Below are 22,181 nucleotides of genomic sequence, written 5' to 3'. Positions count from 1 at the left end.
TCTCTCCTGATGTCTTGCCGCCCCGGTTGCTAAACGAGCGAATCCAACGTTCGATGCAGGTAAACATCAGAAAAATCGGCTATTCGTCGCAACGTGTCGACATCGCCGATCGTGAGGCGGCGCGACACGCGTTTGACCGCGCCTTCCTTCTCCAGAATCTTGATCGTGCGGTTGATGTGAACGGGCGTCAGGCCGAGCAGGTCGGCGAGTTGCTCCTGGGTCAGCGGAAATTCAAAGGCGCCAACTTCTTCGAGCGCGATCTGCTGCACGCGATAATAAAGCTCGCACAGCAGGTGAGCGAGGCGCCCGAGGGCGTTGCGGCGGCCGATATTGAGCAGCCACTCGCGGCTGATCGAGCCTTCGATCAGAATGTCGACGATGATGGCGCGCGCGATATTGGGCCTTGGCGCGACGAGCGCTTCAAAATCCTTCTGGGCGAAGACCGCAAGCTCGACGGGGGTAAGGGCCTGGAGGTTGTGGTCGGCGATATCGACGTAGAGGGACTGGAAGTCGAGCGCATCGCCCGGAATCTTGAGCGCGACGATCTGGCGTCCGCCATCGGCCGAGGTCTTCTGGCGATACGCAAAGCCGCTGAGAAGCACGGGGCAAACCTTCGCGAGGTCGCCTTCGCGCAAGATATATTCGTTAGGCTCGAGCCGTCGCAAACTGAAGGGCAGGGAAGCTATCGCCTGCTGGTCGTCGGTCGACAGCCGGCTATGGCTGAGCAGTTTGCGAATGAAGATACCGAGCCGGTCCTCCTTGGACTTGAAGGGATCGTCACCCATCCAGCGTACCGATGAGGGCATAAGGCGTTTCGAACCCGTTCCAGAATTTCCGATCGTGCATGCCATAAGAACATCGGCAGGGCCGATGCGGTTCCGGCCCGCAGCATGGCGGACCATGCCGACACGCTATGGCCGCGTATGCGGAAGGGCGAAGCAACATGGGTTAAGTCGAAACCGACCTCCCTCAATATTATCCCAACCGCGCAGCATGAATGGGCGAGGGGCTCTGATGCACGAGGACACGAGACGCGGCTGAATGGCCGTCGTCCTTGGCGGTCTGCTTCTGGCCGCGGCGCGTGAACCAGACGAGCGCGCCGAGCACGCCGACGCCAAGCAGCTTTCCGGACCCCGATGTCCTTGCCTGTGATGTCATGTCCCTGTTCTTATCGCCTGTCGTTGCTGCGTGCCTGCGCGCCGCCCGTTCAGAATATCCGACGGAATCCGAAAAGGTCGCTGTCGGGATCGCGCGCACCGCAAATTTCCGAGCGCAATATCTGAGCGGCCATCATCGAGAAGGTGATGCCATTGCCGCCATATCCCATCGCCGAATAGCAGTTCGGCATCCGCGGCACGCGCCCGACGGTCGGTGTCCCGAGCGGGCTATTGCCGAAGCTGCCTGCCCAGGCGAAGGCGGGCGCGGGATCGATCGCGGGAAGCAAGGCCGCGAGCTTGCGCGTCAGGATTTTCGTCTTGGCCGCAAGCCTGGCGTCGCGTTCGCCGGCGCTCGCGATTTCCTCATCCTCCCCGCCGCAGATCACCGCGCCCTCCGGCGTTGTCCGGATATAGAGATAGGGATCGGACGCCTCCCAGATCATCGCACCGTCCCGCCAGAGGGCTTCGGGTTGTGGTCGCGTCGCGATTACCCAGGTCGACATGATATGGTTGCCGAGCCTCGGTACGCCCTTCATCATCTCATATCCGGTCGCAAAGACGGCATGCCGAGCCTGCACATGTGCGCCCCGATCACTCTCGAGCGTCACGCCCTTTTGCGCCGCGTCGACGCGCACGATCTCGCTATGCGGATGGATCCGTGCACCGCGCTTCGCGGCGACCCCCAGATAGGCTGCTGCCATCGCGCGCGGGTCGGCGCAGTAGTTGCCGAAGCCGACGATCGCATGGCGCCGCTTGATCCCGTAGCGCCGCTCGGTCTCGGCGGGTCCGATGAGTTCGACCTCGAATCCGGCCCTGCGCCTTGCGTCGGCCTCGGCCGCCAGCTGCGCAGGATCGAGGCGGTCGCCGTCGAGATAGAGCGAGGGGCGCGTTGCAGCACCGACCTTGAGTCCGAGCCGCTCGGTGCGCGCGCGAAGGGCCTCGACGGCCAGGTAGGAGCGCCGCCAGATGCGCATCGCCCGCCCCCAGCCGATGCGCTCCGCCATCTGCGAGAGCGGCGTGTCGAGTTCATATTGGAGTAGCGCGGTGGAAGCCGGGGTCGATCCCTCCGCGATGCCGCGCCGGTCGAGGATCATCACGTCGAGCCCCGCCTCGGTCAGGGCCTCGGCAATCAGCGCGCCCGATATACCCGCACCGATCACCGCGACGTCACAGCGCGAGCGGGACGGGAGGGGAAGGGTGGGAACCGGGGGGCGGCGGTGCTCCTGCCAGATGGTGCGCCCCGTCCTGAGGTCGCGCTCCTCGCTTGCCGACCTGCCGTCATCGCTTTTCATGATGGTCTCGTGTCGGTTCTCTATCGGCAATCGTCTCGTCCTCGATTGCCGCCTCGATTGGATCGCCGTCTTGAGCACAGTGAGGGCAGCAGAAGCATGGTCGGGCCGACCCGTCACGGCAAAAGCCGGGTCGCGCGGGAGCGACGACCCGGCCCGGAGAGCGCGACCAGCGCGCCCGCCTGTTGTTGTGCCAGGGATCAGCGGTTCTGACGATTCTCGTCGTCGCGGCCGCCCTGATTGCCGCTCTTATCGGCGTCGCGATCGTCGCCCTGCTGGCGGCGGGCCGGATCCTGCTGTTCCTGCTGACGGTCCTGGCCGGGGTTCGGATTCGGCTGGTTGCCGCCCTGTTGATTATTCTGCGCCATGATGGCCTCTCCTGATGATGATCTGCCCGGGGGTGGGCATGGGAGAGACGCTTGGATATTCCAGATTGTTCCTCTAATTTCATGGACTTAACATAGGTTATGACGTTCGTGAATTTTATCGGGGCTGGAACCCTGCGGCCGGAACCTTTCACTCCAGATGCTCCAACCGCCATAAGACTGCGAATGCTCTTTGTGCGGAATGGCTCGCCGGCTTGATTCCCGACGCTGGTCAATGAGACCTATCTCCGGGCGGTCATCAGCGGCGCAGTCGTGCCGCGATGGATCGTCATGGTCACGGTGCCGAGACCTGCGGCGGGAATTACCCTCATCCTCTCGTTGGCGATCCCGCGATCTTCGAGAAGGCGCGCGAGCGTGGTTGCCTGCGCCTCGTCGCCTGCGAGTTCGATCGTCGCGGTGGGCGCGGCGCGCAGGATCGTCGCGAGATCGGCGGCACGGCCGAGGCCCTTGCTGGTGAGTGTGGGCTGCGTTTCGTGAAATCCGGTGAACTGAAAGTCCGCGCTGCCGCCCTCGCGTTTTGCCAGCCATTCGGAGACGCGCCGGGACAGCGAACCTGTCGCCGCGGCCATGGTCGATCCGTCGGGCAGGACCACTAGACTGTTGGTCGGACGAACGGGAGGCGCCGCATCGACGCTTTCCGCGCCACACGACTGAAGAGCAAGCGTGGCCGCGGCGATCGAAAGTGCGGAGGTCATGAGAAGGAGAAAACGCGTCATCTGACTATCCCGTTGATACGAGATTGAAACGCACGGAATCGCTCGGTGTTGCGCCGAGCGCGGGGCGTTTTTCGGTCTTCATGTCCCGCTATGGGCCGCTAGGCGAGATCGCGCACTTTCGGCTCGCGGTCCCAGTGGCGCTGCGTCCCGACCTTGATGAAATCGGCAAGCGCGACGATACCTTCGTCAGGCTCGACCCCGGCCTTGTCGAGCAGAACCTGGCTCGCTTCGTCGTGCGCGATGGTCTTGCAATGGCCATAGGCGTCCATGAACCATTGGACGGCGGCGCCTTCACGCGTCAGCTTTTCGGCGGCGGCTGCGGTGAGCACCGAGGCGACGGCGTCGAACAGCACCGATGGCGATCCCGCCAGTTGACCATCGGCCTTGAGCAATCCGGTCGAGACCGGAATGCCGCCGACCTTGGGAGCGACGAGGAAGGCGCTTCCGCCCGCTTTCTCGATCTGTTTCTTGAGCTTGTCGATGGCAGAAGCGTCGGAGCCCTCCGCGAACAGGATCGCCACCTTGCGCCCCCTGATGTCGGGGCGCGCGTCCTTCTGGATCGAGAGCGCGTCGGAAGGTGCCATGTCGATGGGCGTCTTTGCCGGCTTGATCCTGGCAGGCAGATCGATCGCGAGTCCGTTGGCGACACGCTTCGCAAGATCCTCGTCGATATTGCGGAGCTGACCGACGACGCGCGCGCGAACATGATCGAGCGTGACCTTCGAGAGTTCGAATACCAGCGCCGAGGCGATATGCGCCTGCTCATTCCCGGTCTGCGAGCGGTAGAAGAGCCGCGCCTGGCTGAAGTGATCGGCGAAAAGGGCTGCGCGGACGCGCAGCTTCTCGGTCGGGTCGTTGCGCTCGCCGTTGGCCGGGAAGGTAATGAAGCCCGTCTCCGGGCAAGCACGCGGCCCGGCATCCTCGCCGGCTTCGGCGAGGCTGTTCGGCTCGTAATTCGCGCGACCCTTCGGAACGAGCGTCTGCATCATCCCGTCGCGCTGGAAATTGTGGAACGGGCATTTCGGCGCGTTGATCGGGATCTGGTGGAAGTTGGTCGTACCGAGCCGCGACTTCTGGGTATCGAGATAGGAGAAGAGGCGGCCCTGCAGCAGCGGGTCGTTACTGAAATCGATGCCGGGGACGATGTTCGAGGGAAGATAGGCGACCTGCTCGGTTTCGGCGAAGAAATTGTCGGGATTGCGGTTGAGCGTCATCCGCCCGACGATTTCGACCGGGACATCTTCTTCGGGGATGAGCTTGGTCGCATCGAGCACATCATAAGGCTGCTTGGCGGAAAAAGCCTCGTCGAAGACCTGGATGCCAAGGTCCCATTGCGGGAAGTCGCCGGCATCGATGGCCTCATAAAGATCGCGGCGCAGATAGTCGGGATCGGCGCCTGCGATCTTGACCGCCTCGTCCCACGCCGTCGACTGCAACCCGAGCACCGGCTTCCAGTGGAACTTCACGAACTTTGATTGGCCCTTCGCATTGACGAAGCGGAAGGTGTGGACGCCGAAGCCCTCGATCGTGCGGAAGCTCCGCGGGATCGCTCGGTCTGACATCGCCCACATGATCATGTGGAAGCTCTCGGGCATCAGGGAGATGAAATCCCAGAAAGTGTCGTGGGCGCTCGCCGCTTGCGGATAACCCCGGTCGGCTTCCATCTTCACGCTATGGACGAGATCGGGGAATTTCATCGCATCCTGGATGAAGAAGACCGGGATATTATTGCCGACGAGGTCCCAGTTCCCCGCCTCGGTGTAGAGCTTCACTGCAAAGCCGCGCACATCGCGCGGCGTGTCGACCGAGCCGGCGCCGCCCGCCACGGTCGAGAAGCGCACGAAGACCGGGCAGGTCTTGCCGACCTCCTGAAAGATGTCGGCCTTGGTGAGCTCGGGGATTGCGTGCGTGCATTCAAAGACGCCGTGCGCGCCCGAGCCGCGCGCATGCACGATACGCTCGGGAATGCGCTCATGGTCGAAGTGGAAGATTTTCTCGCGGAGGACAAAATCCTCGAGCAAGGTCGGGCCGCGTTCGCCCGCCCTGAGGCTGTTCTGGTTGTCGGCAATGCGGTGACCGAAATTGTCCGTGAGGTGCGCGCGGCCATCGCGCTCGTCGTCGGCGGTGATATGCTGGTGAAGTTCACCCGCATTCCCCTTGTCGACCTTGAGCGTCATCTGGCCGCTTCCGGGCTGGTGCGCGGCAAGGCTATTGTCGGTTGCGGGCGAGGGGCGGGGCTTCTTCGGCATCGGGCAGGTCCTTGATGGTTTCTTTGCCAAGCCAACGCCTGTTTTCCGCGCTGGTTTCATCGCCGCGCGAATTGCGTGAGCGGCACATAACCTATGTTAAGGAGCTTGATGCCCTTGCTTGCGTAAAGGCGGATTTTAAGACATCGATCAGGCCGCAAAGGATCGGGCCGAGGGGCAGCCAGATGGAATCGGCCAGATTATCGGCGCTTGGGCGCGACACGCGCGCGAGCCGCCTCATCATCCTTCTCCTGTCGGTCGGCTTCGCGGCGTTGCTCGTCGCGGCTGCGACCGCCTTTTACGTCCAGCGCCAGAATGAAACCGACGCGCGGATGGTCGCACACACGCTGGCCGTCGAAGCCAGCCTCGGCGCCTTCGCTAGCGCCACCGAGCGAATGGAAACCGCGCGCCGCGGTCTCATCCTCACACAAAATGCCCAGTTCGCGACGATCATCGAGGAAGCGGAGGCTAATTCGCGGGCGCAACTGGCTACGCTTGAGAAACTGATCAGCGACAACCCCGAGCAGCAGATGCGCGTCCGGACGCTGCGCGGGCACCTTGATGCCTACGCCGAACATTATAGCAAGACGCTCGGACTGCGCGGTGCCGACCGGCAGTCGCTGATCGACAGCTTCTCGAACGACCGCGGGGTGCTCGCGGTGCGCGCCTCGCGCGCGGTTGTCGAATCGATGCTTGCCGACGAGTTTGCCCTGCTTCGCGAGCGGGAGGAGCGGCAGCACCGCACGCAGCGTCTTTTCACAACGACCCTGATCGCTACAGGCATCCTCCTGCTCGTGGTTGCGGCGGCGACCCTGCTTCTCGTCCGACGCAATCTGGTGGACCTGCGTAGCTCGCGCATGGAGCTTCGACGTCTCAACGAAGGGCTTGAGGAACTGGTCGATGCCCGCACCGGCGAGCTTCAGCGCGCCAATGCCGAAATCCAGCGCTTCGCCTATATCGTGTCGCATGACCTCAGGTCGCCGCTCGTCAACGTCATGGGCTTCACCGCCGAACTCGAGACCGCGCGCAAATCTATCGCGGGCTATCTCGAGAAGGGCGAGTCCGAAGGCTGGCAAGCGCCTGACGCCGCGACGCGTCTCGCGATCGAGGAGGATCTTCCGGAATCGATCGGGTTCATTCGCACCTCGACCCAGAAGATGGACCGGCTGATCAACGCGATCCTCAATCTCTCGCGCCAGGGGCGGCGCACGCTGGCTCCGGAAACGCTCGATCTTGGCGGCGTCGTGCGCGCGATCGTCGGGAGTTTGCAGCACCGGATCGACGAGACCGGCACTGTGGTCACGGTGGAGGAGCTTCCGGTAGTCGTGAACGACCGTGTCGCGGTCGAGCAGATCCTGTCGAACCTCGTCGAGAATGCGCTCAAATATCTTCAGCCGGGGCGCGCCGGGACCATAAGCGTGACGGGGGGCACCGACCTTGGGCGCGCCTGGGTATCGGTGACCGACAACGGTCGCGGCATCGAGCCGCGCGATCACGAGCGCGTGTTCGACCTCTTCCGCCGATCGGGCGTGCAGGATCAGCAGGGCGAGGGGATCGGCCTTGCGCACGCACGCGCGCTTGCCTATCGCCTCGGCGGAAATATCGAAATCCAGTCCGAATTGGGTGTGGGGTCCACCTTCCGGCTGATCCTGCCACTCGTGTGGCAAAGCGGAGAAGAGGATGACTGACCAGCAGCCCGTCAATATCGTGATGATCGAGGACGACGAGGGCCATGCGCGCCTCATCGAGAAGAATATCCGCCGTGCGGGCATCTCGAACACGATCCACCATTTCCTCGACGGTACATCGGCGCTCGAGTTTCTGTACGACGCGGCCGAGGGCCCCGTTCGCAACGGGCCGGCGCTCGTGCTGCTTGACCTCAATCTGCCCGATATGAGCGGAACCGATATTCTTGCGAAGCTCAAGGCAGACGGAAGTCCGCTACGGCGCACACCGGTCGTCGTGCTCACGACGACCGACGACAAGGTCGAGATCCAGCGCTGCTACGACCTCGGTTGCAACGTCTATATCACCAAGCCGGTGAACTACGAGAATTTCGCCGACGCCATCCGCCAGCTCGGCCTTTTCCTGTCGGTGATCCAAGTCCCCGATCCCGATCCGGCCTGAGAATTTTTCTGTCCCACATTCTGTACATCGACGACGACGATGGCATGCGCCGGCTCGCATCTCGCGCGCTCGGCCGCAAGGGCTATGACGTCAGTCTCGCGGCGAACGGCGCCGAGGGCGTCGATATGGCAAAGGCGACGGCCTTCGATCTGATTGCCGTCGATCATTATATGCCCGGACAGGACGGCCTTGCTACGCTCGAAGCGCTTCGTTCGCTCCCGGCTTGTCCGCCGGTCGTCTATGTCACCGGCTCCGAGGAGAGCCGGATCGCGGTCGCGGCGTTGAAATCGGGAGCCGATGATTATGTCGTAAAGTCGGTCGGCGAGGATTTTTTTGACCTGCTCGCGTCAAGTTTCGGACAGGTTCTCGAGCGTGCCCAGCTCCGCCGCGCGCGCGAGGAAGCCGAGGCGGAACTTCGCGCAAGCAACGCGCGGCTCGAAGCACTTCTCAAGGAAGTGAATCACCGCGTCGCGAACAACCTCCAGATGGTCATGTCGTTCGTTGCGCTCCAATCGAAGAATTTGTCCGATCCCGGTGCTCGGGAGGCGCTCCAGAAGACCCAGCAGCGGATCGCTACCGTCGCGCAGGTCAATCGGCGTCTCTACACGACCAACGATGTCGAATTCGTCGCGATGGACGACTATCTGTCGGGCCTCGCCACCGATCTTTCCGATACTTGGTCGAATGGAACGGGCGAACGACGGGTGTCTACATCGGCCGAGGCTCTGAAGGTCGCGACCGACAAGGCGGTAGCGCTTGGTATGATCGCCAATGAATGGGTCAGCAACGCGTGCAAATACGCCTATCCGGCGGGTGAAGCCGGGGAGGTCCGGATTATGCTCAACAGATTGGGGGCGTCGACCGTCGAGCTGGCGGTGGAAGATGACGGCGCCGGGATGCCGTCTGACGGCATTGCCCGGGGCACCGGGCTTGGAACTCGCCTCATCGAAGCGCTCGCACGAACGCACAAGGCGACCGTGCGATACGCGCCCGTGCATACCGCGCGGGACAATCCTGGGACACGCGCGTCAATCTCGATCGAACTCCGATCCCACGAGCTTAAGGCGCCTGGTTGAAGCCGGAAGGCAATTTACGCTCAGTGCCTGGATACGGAAAGCCGACGTAATTGCCGTTCATGGGCGACTTCTGGTTCAAGCTGATGCGAGCAATTGCGGCTCAGCAGTTTCCTTTAACGCCATCAGCGCAATCTCCAGCGGATTCAATATCTTTGCCTGCACCTTCGATCGTGTTGCAGGCAGACAGGATCAGGATTGAGCCGCTAAGGGCGAAAATAGTCAGAAACCTTCTCATTTTCTCTCTCCGGGGTGCGGGCAAACGACCTTTCATTTGCGTTCCCATATTGCGACAACCGCCGTCCGCAATCATTGTTCCCGTGCACGGCGTCACACTAGCCGAAGCGTTCAAAATGATCGCTAGGCTGGAAAAATAACTGGGCGCTGCTTGCAAAGCGATCCGCCGGAGATTGTATCCAAGCCATCGATTCCGAATGCGGCGTCATGTCCGCTTCATTGCGTCGATCCCCCAAAAGCGGCCTGACCGCTAAGGCTAAGCTCGGCGTTAGCGAGCCTCGGCAATAGAATGCCGAAATGGAGTGTCTGCCGCCGGTAAATTGCAGCAAATTCTCAACCCGACTGTCGTTGGCTCGATCGACGCTGTTCCGCCGTGGGCGCGCATGATTGCGTCGACGAGGCTCAGGCCAAGGCCGTGCCCCGGCTTCGAGCGGCTGGCGTCGAGGCGGGTGAGGCGGCGGAAGATATGTTGATGCTCGGACGGCGGAATCCCCGGACCGTCGTCGCTCACCAGCAGGATTGCATCGCGGCCCGCCCGTTCGACATGCTCCCCGCCGTCGTTACCGCAACCGGCGGCACGCTGCCGATCCTGATGGACGGCGGCGTGCGTCAGGGAAGCGATATCGTCAAGGCACTGGCGCTCGGAGCGAAAGCGGTTCTTGTCGGCCGACCCCAATTCCACGCCCTCGCCGCCGCAGGAATAGCCGGCGCCGCCCATATGCTGCACCTGCTGAGAACCGAGCTCGAACTGGCGATGATCCAGACCGGGGTCCAGAACGTCAGATTCTTATGTAACGATCATGTCGGTCGGCGGCTCACGCGAGACATTGTCAACTTTTAGGAGGGTGATGCGAGCCCGAAAGCAGAGTGGGTTGCCGAATTTGGACTTGGCCCCGGACCGTCAATCGCGGTACCGCTGATGACAGGCAATGGAGAAAGGGGTCCGGTGCGGCTATCACGACGGGAATTCTCATGGGCGCTGGCGGCCGGTCTGGTCGCGGCACCGGCGGCGCGGGCGGCGGGCAAGGCCGGGGAGAGCGACGCGGCGCTTACGGCCTTTCTCGATGCGGCCTTCGAGGCCGAGATCGCACTCGACCCCGAACAGCTCACCCAGCTCGGCCGCAAGGAGCAGCAGGACCGGTTCACCGATCCCAGCGATGCGGCGGCGGCGGCGCGGCTCGCGTGGCGGCGAGGCAATGTCGCCGCGATGAAGACGCAGTTCGATCGCTCGGCGCTCGGCGAAGACGCGCGGGTGTCCTACGACATGTGGGTGCTCGAACTGGAGCGCGCCGAGGCTTCGACGAAGTGGCGCGGACATAATTATATCTTCGATCGCAACGGGCCGCACACCGGGCTGCCGAACTTCATGATCAACCAGCATCGCGTCGATACGCCGGCGGACATGGAAGCCTATGTGGCGCGTGTCACGGCGCTTGGTCCGACGCTCGACGCCTATCTGGAGCGGGCCACGGCGGCGGCGGCGAAGGGCGTTCGCATGCCCGGATTCGCCTATGACCAGTCGATCGAACTCGTGGGGCGCGTCATCACCGGGGCGCCGTTCGGCGATGGTCCCGATACGGCGCTGTTCGCCGACGCGAAGGCGAAGGCGGCGGGCCTGGTCGCGTCGGGGCAGATCGATGCCGCCGCGGCCGACCGCTATGTCGCGCAGGTCGCCGCGGCGATGACCGGGTGGATGCAGCCTGCTTACGAGCGGCTGCGCGCCTGGCTCGCCGCCGACCGTGCCAAGGCCGCGGCCGAACCGCTCGGCGCGGGCGCGCTGCCCGATGGCGCCGCCTATTATGATGCGATGCTGCGGCTGCAGACGACGACCGGCATGACCGCCGACGAAATTCACGCGCTTGGCCTGTCCGAGGTCGCGCGCATCCGGGCCGAGATGGAGACGCTGAAGGATCGGATCGGTTTCGCGGGGAAGCTGGAGGATTTCTTCGTCTTCCTGCGCAGCGACGATCGATTCTATGTCGCCAACGACGATGCCGGCCGCGCCGCTTATCTCAAGATGGCGGAAGCCTATCTCGACGGCATGCGCGTGCGGCTTCCCGAACAGTTCGGGCGGCTGCCCAAGGCCGATCTGATCGTCAAGCGCGTCGAGGCGTTTCGCGAGGAACCGGGCGGCGCGGCGCATTATTCGCCGGCGGCGCTCGACGGGTCGCGGCCCGGCATCTTCTATGTCCACCTCGCCGACACGCGCGCGACGCCGATCTATGAAATCGAAGGCACCGTCTATCACGAAGGCCTGCCCGGCCATCACATGCAGATCGCGCTCGCGCAGGAGATGACCGGCACCCCCGAATTCCGGAAGAATTATTTCTATGGCGCCTATGGCGAGGGCTGGGCGCTCTATGTCGAGCGGCTGGCCAAGGAGATGGGATTCTATACCGATCCCTACAGCGATTTCGGTCGGCTGGGCCGCGAGATATGGCGCGCGATCCGGCTGGTGGTCGATACCGGCATCCACGCCAAGGGGTGGAGCGAGGCGCAGGCGCTGGCCTATTACACCGCCAATTCGCCGCAGCCCGCGGCCAAGATCCGTTCCGAAATCCGCCGCTATTTCGTGAGCCCGGGGCAGGCGACCTCGTACAAGGTCGGCATGCAGCGCATCCTGGCCCTTCGCGATCGGGCACGGACGGAACTGGGCGCGCGATACGACCAGCGCATGTTCCACGAAATCGTGCTCGGCCGGGGCTCTGTGCCGCTGCCTGTGCTCGAAGCGCAGGTCGACCGCTGGATCGCCGCACCCGCCTGATCGCATGGACCTCTAGCGGGGCGGCAGCGGCTGGAGATGCGCGGATTCGATATGCCAGCGAAGCTGGTCGGCGGTTGCCCCGTCCACGTTGTTGACGCGGCGCACGATATAGTGTCCGCGAAACCGCTGTAGTTCACCGGAATCGAGCGTGGCCTCGACCGTGACGGGGACGGTCAGATAAAGCGACCCGGCGGCGCCTTCGGCCTCACCCGCCGAACCGATCGTGACGTGCGTCGACCGGGTATGGGCGAAACCCTGCCTGAATTTTTCGAGGGGCTGGTTCGGCGGCCCGTCCTGACCCCATTGCAGCCAGGCGGTGGCATAGTCCCGGGCGTCGAGGGCCGCATAATAGCGCTTGACGACATCGGCGGCGGCCTCGTTGCTTCGGGGGTCGGGCCGGCAATCGGCGGGCGGCGATCCTGCCTGGCTCAGCAGTGCGCAGCTTCGGGCGATCTCGTCGTCGATCATCGCGCAGCTGTTGGCGACGTTGCAGGGCGGATGGGTCGCCGGCGACAGGGTGCGGCAGAGCTGGGCGCGGCGATCGGCCGCCTGCCCGCCGATCTCCGCGGCGCAGGACCGCGGCTCGCCGGTCGCGGCAGGCGTCGAAGGCAAAGGCGCGGCGCGCGCGACAGTATCGGTTGCGGGGCGCGGCGTTTCGGCCGGCTCGGGGGCGCCTGCTTGTCGATCGGCCGGTCCGCCGCACGCCGCGAGCGCCAGCGTCAGCGAAGCGAGCGGGCCCGCACATATCCGATATCGTCCGGTCATGGCGTTCGAACGCGCCGCGGATTTCAACGGTTCCTCATGGAACCACCGATGCGCGCGACGGCCCCGGTTGCGCGCCGAAACGCCGCCTTTGTACGACCGGAAGAGCGGGCCCGTCCTCCGCGGGTCGCGACCGAAGCTTCAAAAACCGCTCCTCGTGCCTACATTATGCGCATGACCGATCGTTCCTTTCCGATCGACAGACGCGCGCTCATGCTGTCGGGAACGGCGACGGCCACTGCCGCCTTGCTCGGCCGGTCCTCGGCCGTCACCGCGCCGCTTGCTCCCCATGCCCGGAGCGTCGGGACGGTGCCGGCGCCGGCATCCGCATCCGTGGCCCCCGCGTCGTTCGATCCGACCCTGCTGCGCAAAGCCCTTGCCGCGCTGGATCGTCACGCCGGGGCGATCGCCCATCGCGACCGCATCGCGATCGTCGACTTCTCCGCGCCGTCATCGGAAGCGCGTCTGCATTTTCTCGACGTCATCAAGGGAGAGCGGTCGAGCCTGCTCGTCGCCCACGGCGCGGGTTCGGATCCCGGGCATACGGGTTTCCTGCAGCGCTTCTCGAATGATTTCGGTTCCAACGCGTCGAGCGAAGGGGCCTTTCTGACCGGCGATTATTATGTCGGAAAGCATGGGCGGTCGCAGCGGCTTGCCGGACTCGACCCGACGAACGACAATGCCCAGGGGCGTGCGATCGTGATCCATTCGGCATGGTATGCGAACGCCGACATCCTTGCCGCGCATGGGAAACTGGGGCGCAGCCAGGGCTGTTTCGCGGTCGGCGAACATGAACTGGATCGCGTCTTCGGCTTCCTGGGCGAAGGGCGGCTTCTTTACGCAGCAAAGGCCTGAAACGACCACCGCTTTTGCATCTCGCGGGAACGCTGCCTAAGCGCCTCGCGTTATCTCCTTCCATTGCAAGGAGATATTCGTGCGGAAATTGATGTTGGCCGGCTCGCTGCTGGCGCTGGCGCTGACCGGATGCGGCAATCCTTCGGCGAACGGCGATGCGCAATCGGGTGCGGCGGCGGCCACCATCCGCTGGAACGAGGCGGCGGTTGGGCAGTTGCGCAAAGCCATCGAACGGCGCGCGGCGCACGGTCTCGACCATATGCGCTTCGCGGTCGAGGGGCAGGTGGGAAGCGCCGAGGGTGAAAAGGCGCTGACCCAAAGCGCGCTCCGCTACGCCGCGGCGGTCGCGCGCGGCGCGACCGATCCCGCCAAATTGCAGGATATCTATACGATCTCCCGTCCCGAAGCCGATCTGCGTCCCGGTCTGGCCGGGGCGCTGTCCGATGGGAAGCTGGACGATTGGATCGACAGTCTTGCTCCCCAAAACGACCAGTATCGCCAGCTTTCGAAAGCCTATCTCGCGCTGCGCGGGTCGGGAGACACGGCGGCGGCCATCCCCGATACCAAGCCGCTGAAACCCGGCGCGACCGATCCCCGCGTCCCGGCCATAGCGGCGCAGCTCGTCGCGTCCGACTATCTCGACCGCGCAGAGGGGCAGGGAACCCGCTACACGCCGGCGATGGTCCGTGCCGTGCAGCATATGCAGATCGATTACGGCATCGAGCTCGACGGGGTGATCGGCGGCGAGGCGCTCGAAATCCTCAACCTGTCCGATGCCGACCGGGCCCGCGCGCTCGCGGTCGCGATGGAACGGATGCGCTGGCTCGAACGGACGCCGCCCGCGACGCGCATCGACGTCAATATCGCCGCGGGGCGGCTGGCCTATTGGCGCGATGGAAAGCTGGCCGATACGCGCAAGGTGGTCGTGGGAAAACCGGGGAAGGAAACGCCCCAGCTCGGATCGCCGATCTACCGGCTCGTCGCCAATCCGACCTGGACGGTGCCGCGCTCGATCCAGAACGGGGAGATCGCGAAGAAGGGATCGGCCTATCTTCGCCGCAACGACATGGCGTGGAAGGACGGCTGGATCGTGCAGCAGCCGGGGCCCCAGAATGCGCTGGGGCTGGTCAAGTTCGACATGAAGAACGAGCATTCGATCTATCTGCACGACACCCCCGCCAAATCGCTGTTCGACGAGGTGCAGCGGCAGCGCAGCCACGGCTGCGTCCGGGTCGAGGACGCGCTCGGCTTCGCGCAGATGCTGGCGCGCGACGAGGGTATCCTCGACGAATGGCAGAAGGCGCGCGCGACGGGGAAGGAGAGTTTCGTCGACCTGCCCCGCGCGATACCGGTGCGGCTCTATTACCAGACCGTGCTGTTCGACGATGCGGGCGAGCCGGTCGTCCGCGCCGATCCCTATGGCTGGAACGGCGCCGTCGCCGCGGCGCTCGGCTTTCCCGAAAGGCAGGGCTACAGATTGCGCGCCTCCGGCAACGATATCGGGCCGTAAAATCGACGGTCCGACGCATCTTCCATCATGTCGGCCACCTGTCCGCTCTGCCGGATTTCGGCAACGGGAGCAGGGTGGGCCCTGCTCCCGGCACGATGGCGACGTGTGTCAGGCCGCCTTCTTCCAGTTCGGTTCGAGCGTCACGTGCGGTGGGCATTCGGCGATCCGGCCGACGGGGAGGCCCGCAAGCTCGCTGGCGAAGCCGTGGTTCACGTCGCGGTGGTGGGCTTCGTCGGCGCGCACGACCAGCACCACGTCGCGAAGCGTCGCGTCGTCGGGCAGGCCCCAATATTGCCTGGCGATCGCGGGCGCCGGGACGTTGGGACTGCGCCCCTCGTCGATCTCGGCCAGGTAGTGCGTATAGCTGATCACCGCCTCTTCCTCGAAATAGCCGACCACGCGATGCGCCGTCTTCGAACTGACGAGATAGAGCGCGAAGAAGCAGAGGTAGAACACCCACTGGACACCGATGATCACCGCCCGCTCGAACAGCGTCGGCTTGGAGATTTCGATGAACGTCATCAGGTGCATGCGTTCATTCTCGGCCTCGTCCATCAGCGTCTTGATCCAGCCCTTGTCGTCGCACATGCGGCGGAGGCAAGCGAGGTGGTTGATCGTCGCGCCGACCATGCCGGGCACCGCGGCGACCGTTTCGAGCACGACCGCGCGGTGGCCGTAGCGCTCGGCGAAGAAGGTGTCGGCGCACCAGCGGAGCGCCTTGGTGAAGCCATAGGCGATCCGGTCAGAGAAGCCCTGCGGCTTGTGATGAACGCCAAGATCGATGAAAGGTACGGACATTGGAATATCTCCACGGGACGGCGCGGGGGTTGCGATGCCGTCGATGGAGGCCGATTTAGGGACTGTGTCGGATCGCGAACATTCGGATGATGCCCCTAGCGTGCATCCCCTAGGGGATTTCCCGGAGGCGCAGCGGGCGCGCTTCACGAGCCGTTTCCTTCCGCGCCTGTCGGCGGCGGCGGGATTCGCGGTCGCGCTGTTCTTCCTCGCCGGCGGCGTCGGGGTGCGCCTGATGTTCGCCGATGTGCTGGGGCCGCGCGCGACCTTCATCTTCTTCGTTCCCGGCGTCGTCGTCGCGGGCGCGCTGTCGGGGCTTCGCGCCGGCGCTCTCGCCGCGCTCGCGGGGGCGGCGGCGGGGCTGTGGTGCGATGCGCAGGCGGGGCCGGTCGAAGGCGGCAGCCTGATCGCGGCGGGCGCCTTCGTCGCGATCTCGCTCGCGATCGCGACCGGCGGCGAATGGTTCCAGCGCGCGCGGATCGAAACCGAGGCCGCGGCGGCGGGGCTCGCCAACCGCGAGGCGCATCTGCGGTCGGTCCTCGAAACGGTTCCCGACGCCATCGTCGTGATCGACGAGGCGGGCCAGATCCGCGATTTCAGTCCGGCGGCCGAGCGGATGTTCGGCTGGCCGGCCGGCGAGGCGATCGGGCGCAACGTCCGCATGCTGATGCCCGAACCCTATCGCAGCGCGCACGACGGCTATCTGGAGCGCTATTACCGGACGGGCGAGAAACGCATCATCGGCAAGGGCCGGGTCGTCGTCGGCCAGCGGCGCGACGGCGCGACCTTTCCGATCGAGCTGTCGGTCGGCGAAATCGGGGCGGTCGGCGAGCGGCATTTCACCGGCTTCATCCGCGACCTGACCGAGCGCCAGAAGGCCGAGGCGCGGCTGCAGGAGCTTCAGGGCGAACTCGTCCACGTCTCGCGGCTCACCAGCCTCGGCGAGATGGCGTCGGCGATCGCGCACGAGATCAACCAGCCGCTTTCGGCGATCGCGAACTACCTCAAGGGCAGCCGCATGCTGCTCGGGCGCGAGGAGGTGCCGCGCGAGCGGGTGGCCGAAGCGGTCGAGCGTGCGGCGACCGAAGCGTTACGCGCCGGCGACATCATCCGGCGCCTGCGCGAATTCGTGGCGCGCGGCGAGACCGAGCGGACCGTCGAAAGCCTGCCCAAGCTGGTCGAGGAAGCGAGCGCGCTCGCGCTGGTGGGCGCACGCGAACATGATATTCGCGTCCGCTTCGTCTTCGATCCCGAAGTCGAACTCGTGCTCGCCGACAAGGTGCAGATCCAGCAGGTGGTGCTCAACCTGGTGCGCAATGCCGTCGACGCGCTCGCGGAATCGGGGCGGGCACCGCGCGAGCTGGAGGTGCGGATCGACCGCGAGGGCGACATGGCGCGCGTCGGCGTGACCGACAATGGGCCGGGTATCGCCCCCGACATCGCGGCGCGGCTGTTCCAGCCCTTCATCACCAGCAAGCGCACCGGGATGGGGGTGGGCCTCTCCATTTCGCGCACGATCGTCGAGGCGCATGGCGGCAAGATCTGGGCCGAGGAAGCCTCCGGCGGCGGCGCGCGTTTCAGCTTCACGTTGCAGATGGTGGACAGGAAGGAACTGGAAGATGGCGAGTGAACCGATCGTCTATGTGATCGACGATGACGACGGCGTTCGCGGCTCGCTCGAATTCCTGCTCGATTGCGCGGGCCTGCGCGTTCGCGGCTTCGCATCGGCCGATGCCTTCCTGAAGGCGTCGCCGCCGCTCGACGGTGCGTGCGTGGTCACCGACGTCCGCATGCCCGGAACCACCGGCATCGAATTGCTGGAGGCGCTGCACGCGCGCGGCGGCGCCCCCGCCGTGATCGTGGTCACCGGCCATGCCGATGTTCCGCTGGCGATCCAGGCGATGAAGGCGGGAGCAGTCGATTTCATCGAAAAGCCGTTCGACGACGAGGTCATCCTGTCGGCGATCCGCCGGGCGATCAGCGACCGGGCGGCCGACGCCGACGCGCGGGCCGAGCGGAATGCGATCGCCGGCCGGATCGCGACGCTGTCGACGCGCGAGCGCCAGATCATGGATCGCCTTGTCGAGGGACAGGCGAACAAGGCCATCGCCTTCGATCTGGGAATCAGCGCGCGGACGGTCGAGGTCTATCGGGCGAATGCGATGATGAAGATGCAGGCGAAGACCCTGTCCGACCTCGTCCGCATGGCGACGATCGCGCGCGTTGGCGGGGTCTAAGAAAGCTCGCTGAAGCGACGTGCGTAGAGTACCGTGCCTTGTGAACCGTTTGCCCTGAGCTTGTCGAAGCCTGTCCTGAGCGCCTGCAAGGCAGTCGAAGAGGGCGGTCCTTTCTTTCGAGGACGCAGAAGAAGGGCGGTGCTTCGACAAGCTCAGCACGAACGGCAGAAAGAATGATGCAGATGCAACGCACGACGCTCAACGGTCTGTGGGGATTCGGCGTTCGGCGCGCTGCCTCATCCGTTCGTCATGCTGAACTTGTTTCAGCATCCATGGCCGGACCTTCCCTTTTGCGCCGCCTTTCATTCGAGGGCAGACCATGGACCCTGAAACAAGTTCAGGGTGACGAAAGGGAGAAACAGTGCCGAAACCCGAATCCCCGAAGGCCATAATCTGAGTCACTTCCCCCCGCTCGACACGAACGGGAATATTCGACACTCGGCGTTCTGAATCGAAACCTCTCGAAGGGGGCAGATCGGATTCAACGCACGATGCTTTGGGCGAATGCGCCCGGTCACGCGGGCATCGCGGGCAGTCGCCCTATTGGCCGACGCGGCCGGTCGACCAGGTCGCCAGCGTTTCGCCGCTAACCGGATTGGCGATGCGGACCGATTCGATGCGGACGTCGATCGCGCAGATCGGGCGCTGTTCGGTCCCGGCAGGCTGTACGCACCGGATCGGCGCGGAAGCGCCGGGGTTCGCGATGCGCCCCGACACCAGCAGCCGGAACCCGCGCGAACCGTCGAAACGCTCCTTCGGCACGCGCTGGACGATCTCGTAGGGCCGGCCGCCGCGGTGAAGGTCGCGGTCCGCTTCGTTGCCCGCGAACTGAGCGATGGCGAGCGTCTGGCCGGGCAGCGTCACGGGCTCGACGCCGCGCGCCATCGCCCGATCGCCGCGTAGCGGGCAGTCCGGGCTGCTCATCCACGGACGGCTGATCCAGAATCCTTCGGCAACCTCGGCATCCGCCGGGCCGGACGATCCCCAGTCGCCGCCCTTCCACGTCTCGGACCGGACCGAGATGCGCAATATCTGTTCGCCCTCGTCGTAGCTCCAGCGCATCGGCAGGCCGCTGTCGGCATCGGCCGGACCGCCGCAGCCGAAGGGCAGGGTGAGGTCGAAGGCGCGGCCGGCGGCGTCGGTGACCGCCTTCGGAGCCGACTGGCCGGAGGCGAAGGCGTCCGCCGCCTGCTGCGCCAGCGCGAGCAGGTCGCCGCGTTCGAGCGTCTTCACGACCGGCTTCGGCGCCGGCGTGGGGGCGGGCGCGACCGGTGCCGGCGCCTTGGGGGCCGGTGCGGTGACCCGGCCGAGGAAGAATCCGCTGCCGCCGATCGCGATGATGGCGGCGAACCCGGCGGCGATGGCGAGCCGGCTCGTTCTGACGCTGGGTTCCTGCATCGGACTTGGATAGCAAATCCTCGCCCATCCTCCAGACCCAAATGGATATTTTTTCACGAAGCGATTGACAGGGGGGCGCTGGCGATTGACGCAGGGGCGATGTCGGTGGACCAAGTTCTGACCCTGCTCGTCCTCGCGGCGGTGGTTGCGGCCCTCATCTGGGACAAGGTGCGCGCCGACGTGGTGGCCCTGACCGGCGCGGCCGTCCTGCTGATGACCGGCGTCGTGCGGCCGGTCGACGTGCAGGGGGCCTTTGCAAGCCCGGCGATCATCGCGCTCGCATCGCTGTTCGTCATCGCCTACGCGCTCGAACTTTCGGGGCTGCTCGACCGGGCGATCGCGGGAGCCGTCGCGCTGTGCCGGCGGATGGGGGCGACGGGGCTGTGGCTGTTGCTGTCGATGATCGGCAGCGTGTCCTGCTTCCTCAATTCGACCCCGATCGTCGTGCTCGGCGCGCCGGTCATCCGCGACGTCGCGACGACGCTGCGCCTGTCGCCCAAGCGCTTCCTGATCCCGCTGTCGTACATCACCATCCTGACGGGCTGCTGCACGTTGATCGGGACGTCGACCAACCTGCTGGTCGACGACATGGCAAGCCTGGCCGGGCAGGCACGCTTCGGCATCTTCGAGATCACGCCCGTCGGCCTGCCGATGGCGCTGATCGGCGGCCTCTACCTCTTCCTGTTCAGCGGCCGGCTGCTCGGCGGCAAGCACGAGGCGGACGAGCGCGCGGGCGACGCGCCCGAAATCGACCAGGCGCATATCGCCAACGCCCAGGTCGGCGACGCCTCGCTGTTCGCGCAGGAGCGCCCGTTCCGCCCGCTCAAGGCGGCGATCTCGCTCGCGATCTTCGTGGCGGCGGTGGCGCTGGCGACCGCCGGTGTCGCGCCGATCGCGGCGACGGCGTTCGCGGGCGCGGTGCTGCTGATCCTGCTGCGCGTGATCAGCGCCGACGAGGCCTATAGCGGCCTGAAGCCCGAGATATTGATCCTGATCGCCGGCATGGTGGTGATCGGGATCGCGATGGAGAAGAGCGGGCTCGCCGCCGCGGCCTCCGAGCGGCTGATCTCGGGCGTCCACGGACTGAGTCCGCTGGCGGCGTTGATCATCCTCTATCTGGTGACGATGGTGCTCACCGAACTGCTGTCCAACGCGACGGTGGCGGTGCTCGTGACGCCGGTGTCCGTTGCGCTCGCCGAAAGCCTTTCGGTCAGCCCGCGGCCGTTCCTCGTCGCCGTGATGATGGCCGCGAGCGCCGCCTTCGCGACGCCCTTCGGCTATCAGACCAACGTCATCGTCTATCAGATGGGCGGCTATCGCTATCTCGATTTCGTGCGCATCGGCCTGCCGCTCAACCTCATCACCTTCGTGGTCGCGATCGCCTCGATCCGGTTCTTCTTTCCCTTCTGACTCCGGGCCTCGGCCGTACCCGCAACCTGCGACGCGCATGGGCGTTGAAGGCGGGGGCGGCTTGGCAACGGAGAGCAGACAATGTCGGTCGATGCGGTATTCACGAAGATCGCCTCGCGATGCGCCCATATCATGGGGCAGCCGCAGACGTTCATGACCGCCATGGCGCTGGTCGTGATCTGGGCCGCAAGCGGCCCCGTGCTCCACTATTCGGACACCTGGCAACTGATCGTCAACACCGCGACGACGGTACTGACTTTCCTTGCCGTCTTCCTGATCCAGAACAGCCAGAACCGCGACGGCGCCGCGATGCAGGCCAAACTCGACGAGATATTGCGATCGCTCGAAAAAGCGCGCGAGCAGTTCGTCGGGATCGAACATCTGACCGACGCGCAGATCGAGGAGATCCGGCGCGCGCTGGAAAAGGACATAGAGGCTGGCGACAGCAGGAACCGCACCGCGGTTCCCTCGGTCGAGCGCCTGTTGCAGCGCTATTGATCGCGCGACGAGCGATGAAGCGAACGGACGTGGAGAGCGAAGATGCGTCTGCTGAAAGACAATAGCCTGACCCTCGTCCTGCTGCTGCTGTTCGCCGGGAGCATCGTCGGCCAGTGGCTTGCCGGCTGGCACGTCGCGATCGAGGATGCCGTCCGCCATGGCGCGGTCGCGCCGTCGCTCCTGCACTATACGGTCAGTCCCGAATTCCTCTCGTCGGTCTTCGAGAATTGGGAGAGCGAGTTCCTCCAGATGTCGGCCTATGTCGTGCTGACCGCCATATTGATCCAGCGCGGCTCCGCGGAATCGAAGGACCCCGACAGCCCGCCGCGCGATGCCGATCTGGCCGTGCAGGCGATGAAGCCGGGCGCCCCCGCGATCCTGCGCAAGGGCCGGCTGGCGCGCGCGCTCTATGCGCGGTCGCTCGGGATCGTCCTCTTCATCCTCTTCCTGCTGTCCTTCCTCATGCACTGGACCCAGAGCGCGAAGGCCGCGGCGCAGGAGGCGGCGGAGCATGGAGAGGCCGCGCTGTCGACGATCGCCTATCTCGGCGACCCGCAGCTCTGGTTCGAATCCTTCCAGAACTGGCAGAGCGAGTTCCTGTCGACCGCCGTCCTCGTCGTGCTCTCGATCTTCCTGCGCCAGCGCGAATCGCCCGAATCGAAAGCGGTCGCCGCGCCGCATGCGCACACCGGCGCCGAGTGATCGCTGCCGGAGCGCGGGC

The 22,181-nt window shown here is 65.2% G+C and carries 22 protein-coding genes; 12 read left to right on the top strand and 10 right to left on the bottom strand.

Annotated elements, in window-relative coordinates:
• Window positions 1-29: 29 nt before the first annotated feature.
• From C3E99_RS09885 to C3E99_RS09865, 5 genes are all read right to left on the bottom strand, one after another.
• Window positions 30-785: a Crp/Fnr family transcriptional regulator gene (locus C3E99_RS09885; RefSeq protein WP_067107893.1), complete on the bottom strand. Its 756-nt coding sequence runs from the start codon at window positions 783-785 to the stop codon at window positions 30-32.
• Between the two features lie 422 nt (window positions 786-1,207).
• Entirely contained in the window at window positions 1,208-2,449 is a 1,242-nt protein-coding gene (locus tag C3E99_RS09875) for an NAD(P)/FAD-dependent oxidoreductase (RefSeq protein ID WP_076074819.1), read from the bottom strand.
• Window positions 2,450-2,646: 197 nt separating this feature from the next.
• Window positions 2,647-2,814 (bottom strand): hypothetical protein, encoded by a 168-nt coding sequence (locus C3E99_RS19720; RefSeq protein WP_156483013.1) that lies wholly within the window; start codon window positions 2,812-2,814, stop codon window positions 2,647-2,649.
• 239 nt (window positions 2,815-3,053) lie between these two features.
• Complete coding sequence (locus C3E99_RS09870; RefSeq protein WP_104959744.1) at window positions 3,054-3,548, bottom strand: hypothetical protein; 495 nt, start codon at window positions 3,546-3,548, stop codon at window positions 3,054-3,056.
• 98 nt (window positions 3,549-3,646) lie between these two features.
• Window positions 3,647-5,797: a catalase gene (locus tag C3E99_RS09865; protein ID WP_083675058.1), complete on the bottom strand. Its 2,151-nt coding sequence runs from the start codon at window positions 5,795-5,797 to the stop codon at window positions 3,647-3,649.
• 182 nt (window positions 5,798-5,979) lie between these two features.
• Here C3E99_RS09865 and C3E99_RS09860 point away from each other — a divergent pair, with 182 nt between their 5' ends.
• From C3E99_RS09860 to C3E99_RS09850, 3 genes are read left to right on the top strand one after another with little or no spacing between them, the layout of a single operon-like run.
• Window positions 5,980-7,482, top strand: coding sequence for a sensor histidine kinase (locus C3E99_RS09860; RefSeq protein ID WP_067107907.1), 1,503 nt, complete (start codon window positions 5,980-5,982; stop codon window positions 7,480-7,482).
• Window positions 7,475-7,921, top strand: coding sequence for a response regulator (locus tag C3E99_RS09855; protein ID WP_067107910.1), 447 nt, complete (start codon window positions 7,475-7,477; stop codon window positions 7,919-7,921). Before C3E99_RS09860 ends, C3E99_RS09855 begins: the two co-directional genes overlap by 8 nt.
• Window positions 7,918-8,997: a sensor histidine kinase gene (locus C3E99_RS09850; RefSeq protein ID WP_324787719.1), complete on the top strand. Its 1,080-nt coding sequence runs from the start codon at window positions 7,918-7,920 to the stop codon at window positions 8,995-8,997. The genes C3E99_RS09855 and C3E99_RS09850 overlap by 4 nt, the downstream gene beginning before the upstream one ends.
• Window positions 8,998-9,097: 100 nt before the next feature.
• On the opposite strand, the gene C3E99_RS20350 is transcribed toward C3E99_RS09850, so the two are convergent.
• Both C3E99_RS20350 and C3E99_RS20345 read right to left on the bottom strand, forming a co-directional pair.
• Window positions 9,098-9,232, bottom strand: a complete 135-nt coding sequence (locus tag C3E99_RS20350; protein WP_082737170.1) for an entericidin A/B family lipoprotein — start codon at window positions 9,230-9,232, stop codon at window positions 9,098-9,100.
• Between the two features lie 267 nt (window positions 9,233-9,499).
• Complete coding sequence (locus C3E99_RS20345; RefSeq protein WP_199774998.1) at window positions 9,500-9,742, bottom strand: sensor histidine kinase; 243 nt, start codon at window positions 9,740-9,742, stop codon at window positions 9,500-9,502.
• On the opposite strand from C3E99_RS20345, the gene C3E99_RS09835 reads away from it, so the two are divergent.
• Both C3E99_RS09835 and C3E99_RS09830 read left to right on the top strand, forming a co-directional pair.
• Window positions 9,698-10,072, top strand: coding sequence for an alpha-hydroxy-acid oxidizing protein (locus C3E99_RS09835; protein ID WP_104960356.1), 375 nt, complete (start codon window positions 9,698-9,700; stop codon window positions 10,070-10,072). The two genes, C3E99_RS20345 and C3E99_RS09835, sit on opposite strands and share 45 nt — an antisense overlap.
• Before the next feature lie 105 nt (window positions 10,073-10,177).
• Complete coding sequence (locus C3E99_RS09830) at window positions 10,178-11,995, top strand: DUF885 domain-containing protein (RefSeq protein ID WP_083675060.1); 1,818 nt, start codon at window positions 10,178-10,180, stop codon at window positions 11,993-11,995.
• A 12-nt stretch (window positions 11,996-12,007) separates the two neighbouring features.
• Here C3E99_RS09830 and C3E99_RS09825 read toward each other — a convergent pair whose 3' ends face one another.
• A complete protein-coding gene (locus tag C3E99_RS09825; protein ID WP_076074829.1) occupies window positions 12,008-12,760 on the bottom strand; it encodes a hypothetical protein in 753 nt (250 codons plus the stop codon).
• A 171-nt stretch (window positions 12,761-12,931) separates the two neighbouring features.
• Here C3E99_RS09825 and C3E99_RS09820 point away from each other — a divergent pair, with 171 nt between their 5' ends.
• Both C3E99_RS09820 and C3E99_RS09815 read left to right on the top strand, forming a co-directional pair.
• Complete coding sequence (locus tag C3E99_RS09820; RefSeq protein ID WP_076077724.1) at window positions 12,932-13,612, top strand: murein L,D-transpeptidase catalytic domain family protein; 681 nt, start codon at window positions 12,932-12,934, stop codon at window positions 13,610-13,612.
• 79 nt (window positions 13,613-13,691) lie between these two features.
• Window positions 13,692-15,122 (top strand): L,D-transpeptidase family protein, encoded by a 1,431-nt coding sequence (locus C3E99_RS09815; RefSeq protein ID WP_234002432.1) that lies wholly within the window; start codon window positions 13,692-13,694, stop codon window positions 15,120-15,122.
• Between the two features lie 108 nt (window positions 15,123-15,230).
• Here C3E99_RS09815 and C3E99_RS09810 read toward each other — a convergent pair whose 3' ends face one another.
• Window positions 15,231-15,920 (bottom strand): alternative oxidase, encoded by a 690-nt coding sequence (locus tag C3E99_RS09810; RefSeq protein ID WP_067107924.1) that lies wholly within the window; start codon window positions 15,918-15,920, stop codon window positions 15,231-15,233.
• Window positions 15,921-16,020: 100 nt separating this feature from the next.
• On the opposite strand from C3E99_RS09810, the gene C3E99_RS09805 reads away from it, so the two are divergent.
• On the top strand, window positions 16,021-17,547 hold the full coding sequence (locus tag C3E99_RS09805; RefSeq protein WP_324787665.1) for a two-component system sensor histidine kinase NtrB: 1,527 nt from the start codon (window positions 16,021-16,023) through the stop codon (window positions 17,545-17,547).
• A complete protein-coding gene (gene fixJ, locus C3E99_RS09800; RefSeq protein ID WP_067107927.1) occupies window positions 17,537-18,154 on the top strand; it encodes a response regulator FixJ in 618 nt (205 codons plus the stop codon). The genes C3E99_RS09805 and fixJ overlap by 11 nt, the downstream gene beginning before the upstream one ends.
• A 540-nt stretch (window positions 18,155-18,694) precedes the next feature.
• Here fixJ and C3E99_RS09795 read toward each other — a convergent pair.
• Window positions 18,695-19,552, bottom strand: a complete 858-nt coding sequence (locus C3E99_RS09795) for a hypothetical protein (RefSeq protein ID WP_076074834.1) — start codon at window positions 19,550-19,552, stop codon at window positions 18,695-18,697.
• A gap of 99 nt (window positions 19,553-19,651) precedes the next feature.
• On the opposite strand from C3E99_RS09795, the gene C3E99_RS09790 reads away from it, so the two are divergent.
• The 3 genes from C3E99_RS09790 to C3E99_RS09780 all read left to right on the top strand — a co-directional run bounded on the left by C3E99_RS09790 (window position 19,652) and on the right by C3E99_RS09780 (window position 22,162).
• Window positions 19,652-20,962, top strand: coding sequence for an SLC13 family permease (locus tag C3E99_RS09790; protein WP_076074837.1), 1,311 nt, complete (start codon window positions 19,652-19,654; stop codon window positions 20,960-20,962).
• Window positions 20,963-21,043: 81 nt separating this feature from the next.
• Window positions 21,044-21,460, top strand: a complete 417-nt coding sequence (locus C3E99_RS09785) for a low affinity iron permease family protein (RefSeq protein ID WP_076074840.1) — start codon at window positions 21,044-21,046, stop codon at window positions 21,458-21,460.
• Window positions 21,461-21,502: 42 nt separating this feature from the next.
• Window positions 21,503-22,162, top strand: coding sequence for a DUF6766 family protein (locus tag C3E99_RS09780; RefSeq protein ID WP_076074842.1), 660 nt, complete (start codon window positions 21,503-21,505; stop codon window positions 22,160-22,162).
• Window positions 22,163-22,181: the final 19 nt, after the last annotated feature.

This window comes from Sphingopyxis sp. MG (genome assembly GCF_002953155.1).
Classification (GTDB): domain Bacteria; phylum Pseudomonadota; class Alphaproteobacteria; order Sphingomonadales; family Sphingomonadaceae; genus Sphingopyxis; species Sphingopyxis granuli.
Note: the sequence above shows the minus strand (reverse complement) of the source record. Positions and strands in the feature narration are given on the sequence as shown.

Bases quoted from the DNA above. Each gene is read 5' to 3' on its own strand.
- C3E99_RS09885 (WP_067107893.1), bottom strand. From the start codon at position 785: ATGGGTGACGATCCCTTCAAGTCCAAGGAGGACCGGCTCGGTATCTTC.
- C3E99_RS09875 (WP_076074819.1), bottom strand. From the start codon at position 2,449: ATGAAAAGCGATGACGGCAGGTCGGCAAGCGAGGAGCGCGACCTCAGG.
- C3E99_RS19720 (WP_156483013.1), bottom strand. From the start codon at position 2,814: ATGGCGCAGAATAATCAACAGGGCGGCAACCAGCCGAATCCGAACCCC.
- C3E99_RS09870 (WP_104959744.1), bottom strand. From the start codon at position 3,548: ATGACGCGTTTTCTCCTTCTCATGACCTCCGCACTTTCGATCGCCGCG.
- C3E99_RS09865 (WP_083675058.1), bottom strand. From the start codon at position 5,797: ATGCCGAAGAAGCCCCGCCCCTCGCCCGCAACCGACAATAGCCTTGCC.
- C3E99_RS09860 (WP_067107907.1), top strand. From the start codon at position 5,980: ATGGAATCGGCCAGATTATCGGCGCTTGGGCGCGACACGCGCGCGAGC.
- C3E99_RS09855 (WP_067107910.1), top strand. From the start codon at position 7,475: ATGACTGACCAGCAGCCCGTCAATATCGTGATGATCGAGGACGACGAG.
- C3E99_RS20350 (WP_082737170.1), bottom strand. From the start codon at position 9,232: ATGAGAAGGTTTCTGACTATTTTCGCCCTTAGCGGCTCAATCCTGATC.
- C3E99_RS09835 (WP_104960356.1), top strand. From the start codon at position 9,698: ATGTTGATGCTCGGACGGCGGAATCCCCGGACCGTCGTCGCTCACCAG.
- C3E99_RS09825 (WP_076074829.1), bottom strand. From the start codon at position 12,760: ATGACCGGACGATATCGGATATGTGCGGGCCCGCTCGCTTCGCTGACG.
- C3E99_RS09820 (WP_076077724.1), top strand. From the start codon at position 12,932: ATGACCGATCGTTCCTTTCCGATCGACAGACGCGCGCTCATGCTGTCG.
- C3E99_RS09810 (WP_067107924.1), bottom strand. From the start codon at position 15,920: ATGTCCGTACCTTTCATCGATCTTGGCGTTCATCACAAGCCGCAGGGC.
- fixJ (WP_067107927.1), top strand. From the start codon at position 17,537: ATGGCGAGTGAACCGATCGTCTATGTGATCGACGATGACGACGGCGTT.
- C3E99_RS09795 (WP_076074834.1), bottom strand. From the start codon at position 19,552: ATGCAGGAACCCAGCGTCAGAACGAGCCGGCTCGCCATCGCCGCCGGG.
- C3E99_RS09790 (WP_076074837.1), top strand. From the start codon at position 19,652: ATGTCGGTGGACCAAGTTCTGACCCTGCTCGTCCTCGCGGCGGTGGTT.
- C3E99_RS09785 (WP_076074840.1), top strand. From the start codon at position 21,044: ATGTCGGTCGATGCGGTATTCACGAAGATCGCCTCGCGATGCGCCCAT.
- C3E99_RS09780 (WP_076074842.1), top strand. From the start codon at position 21,503: ATGCGTCTGCTGAAAGACAATAGCCTGACCCTCGTCCTGCTGCTGCTG.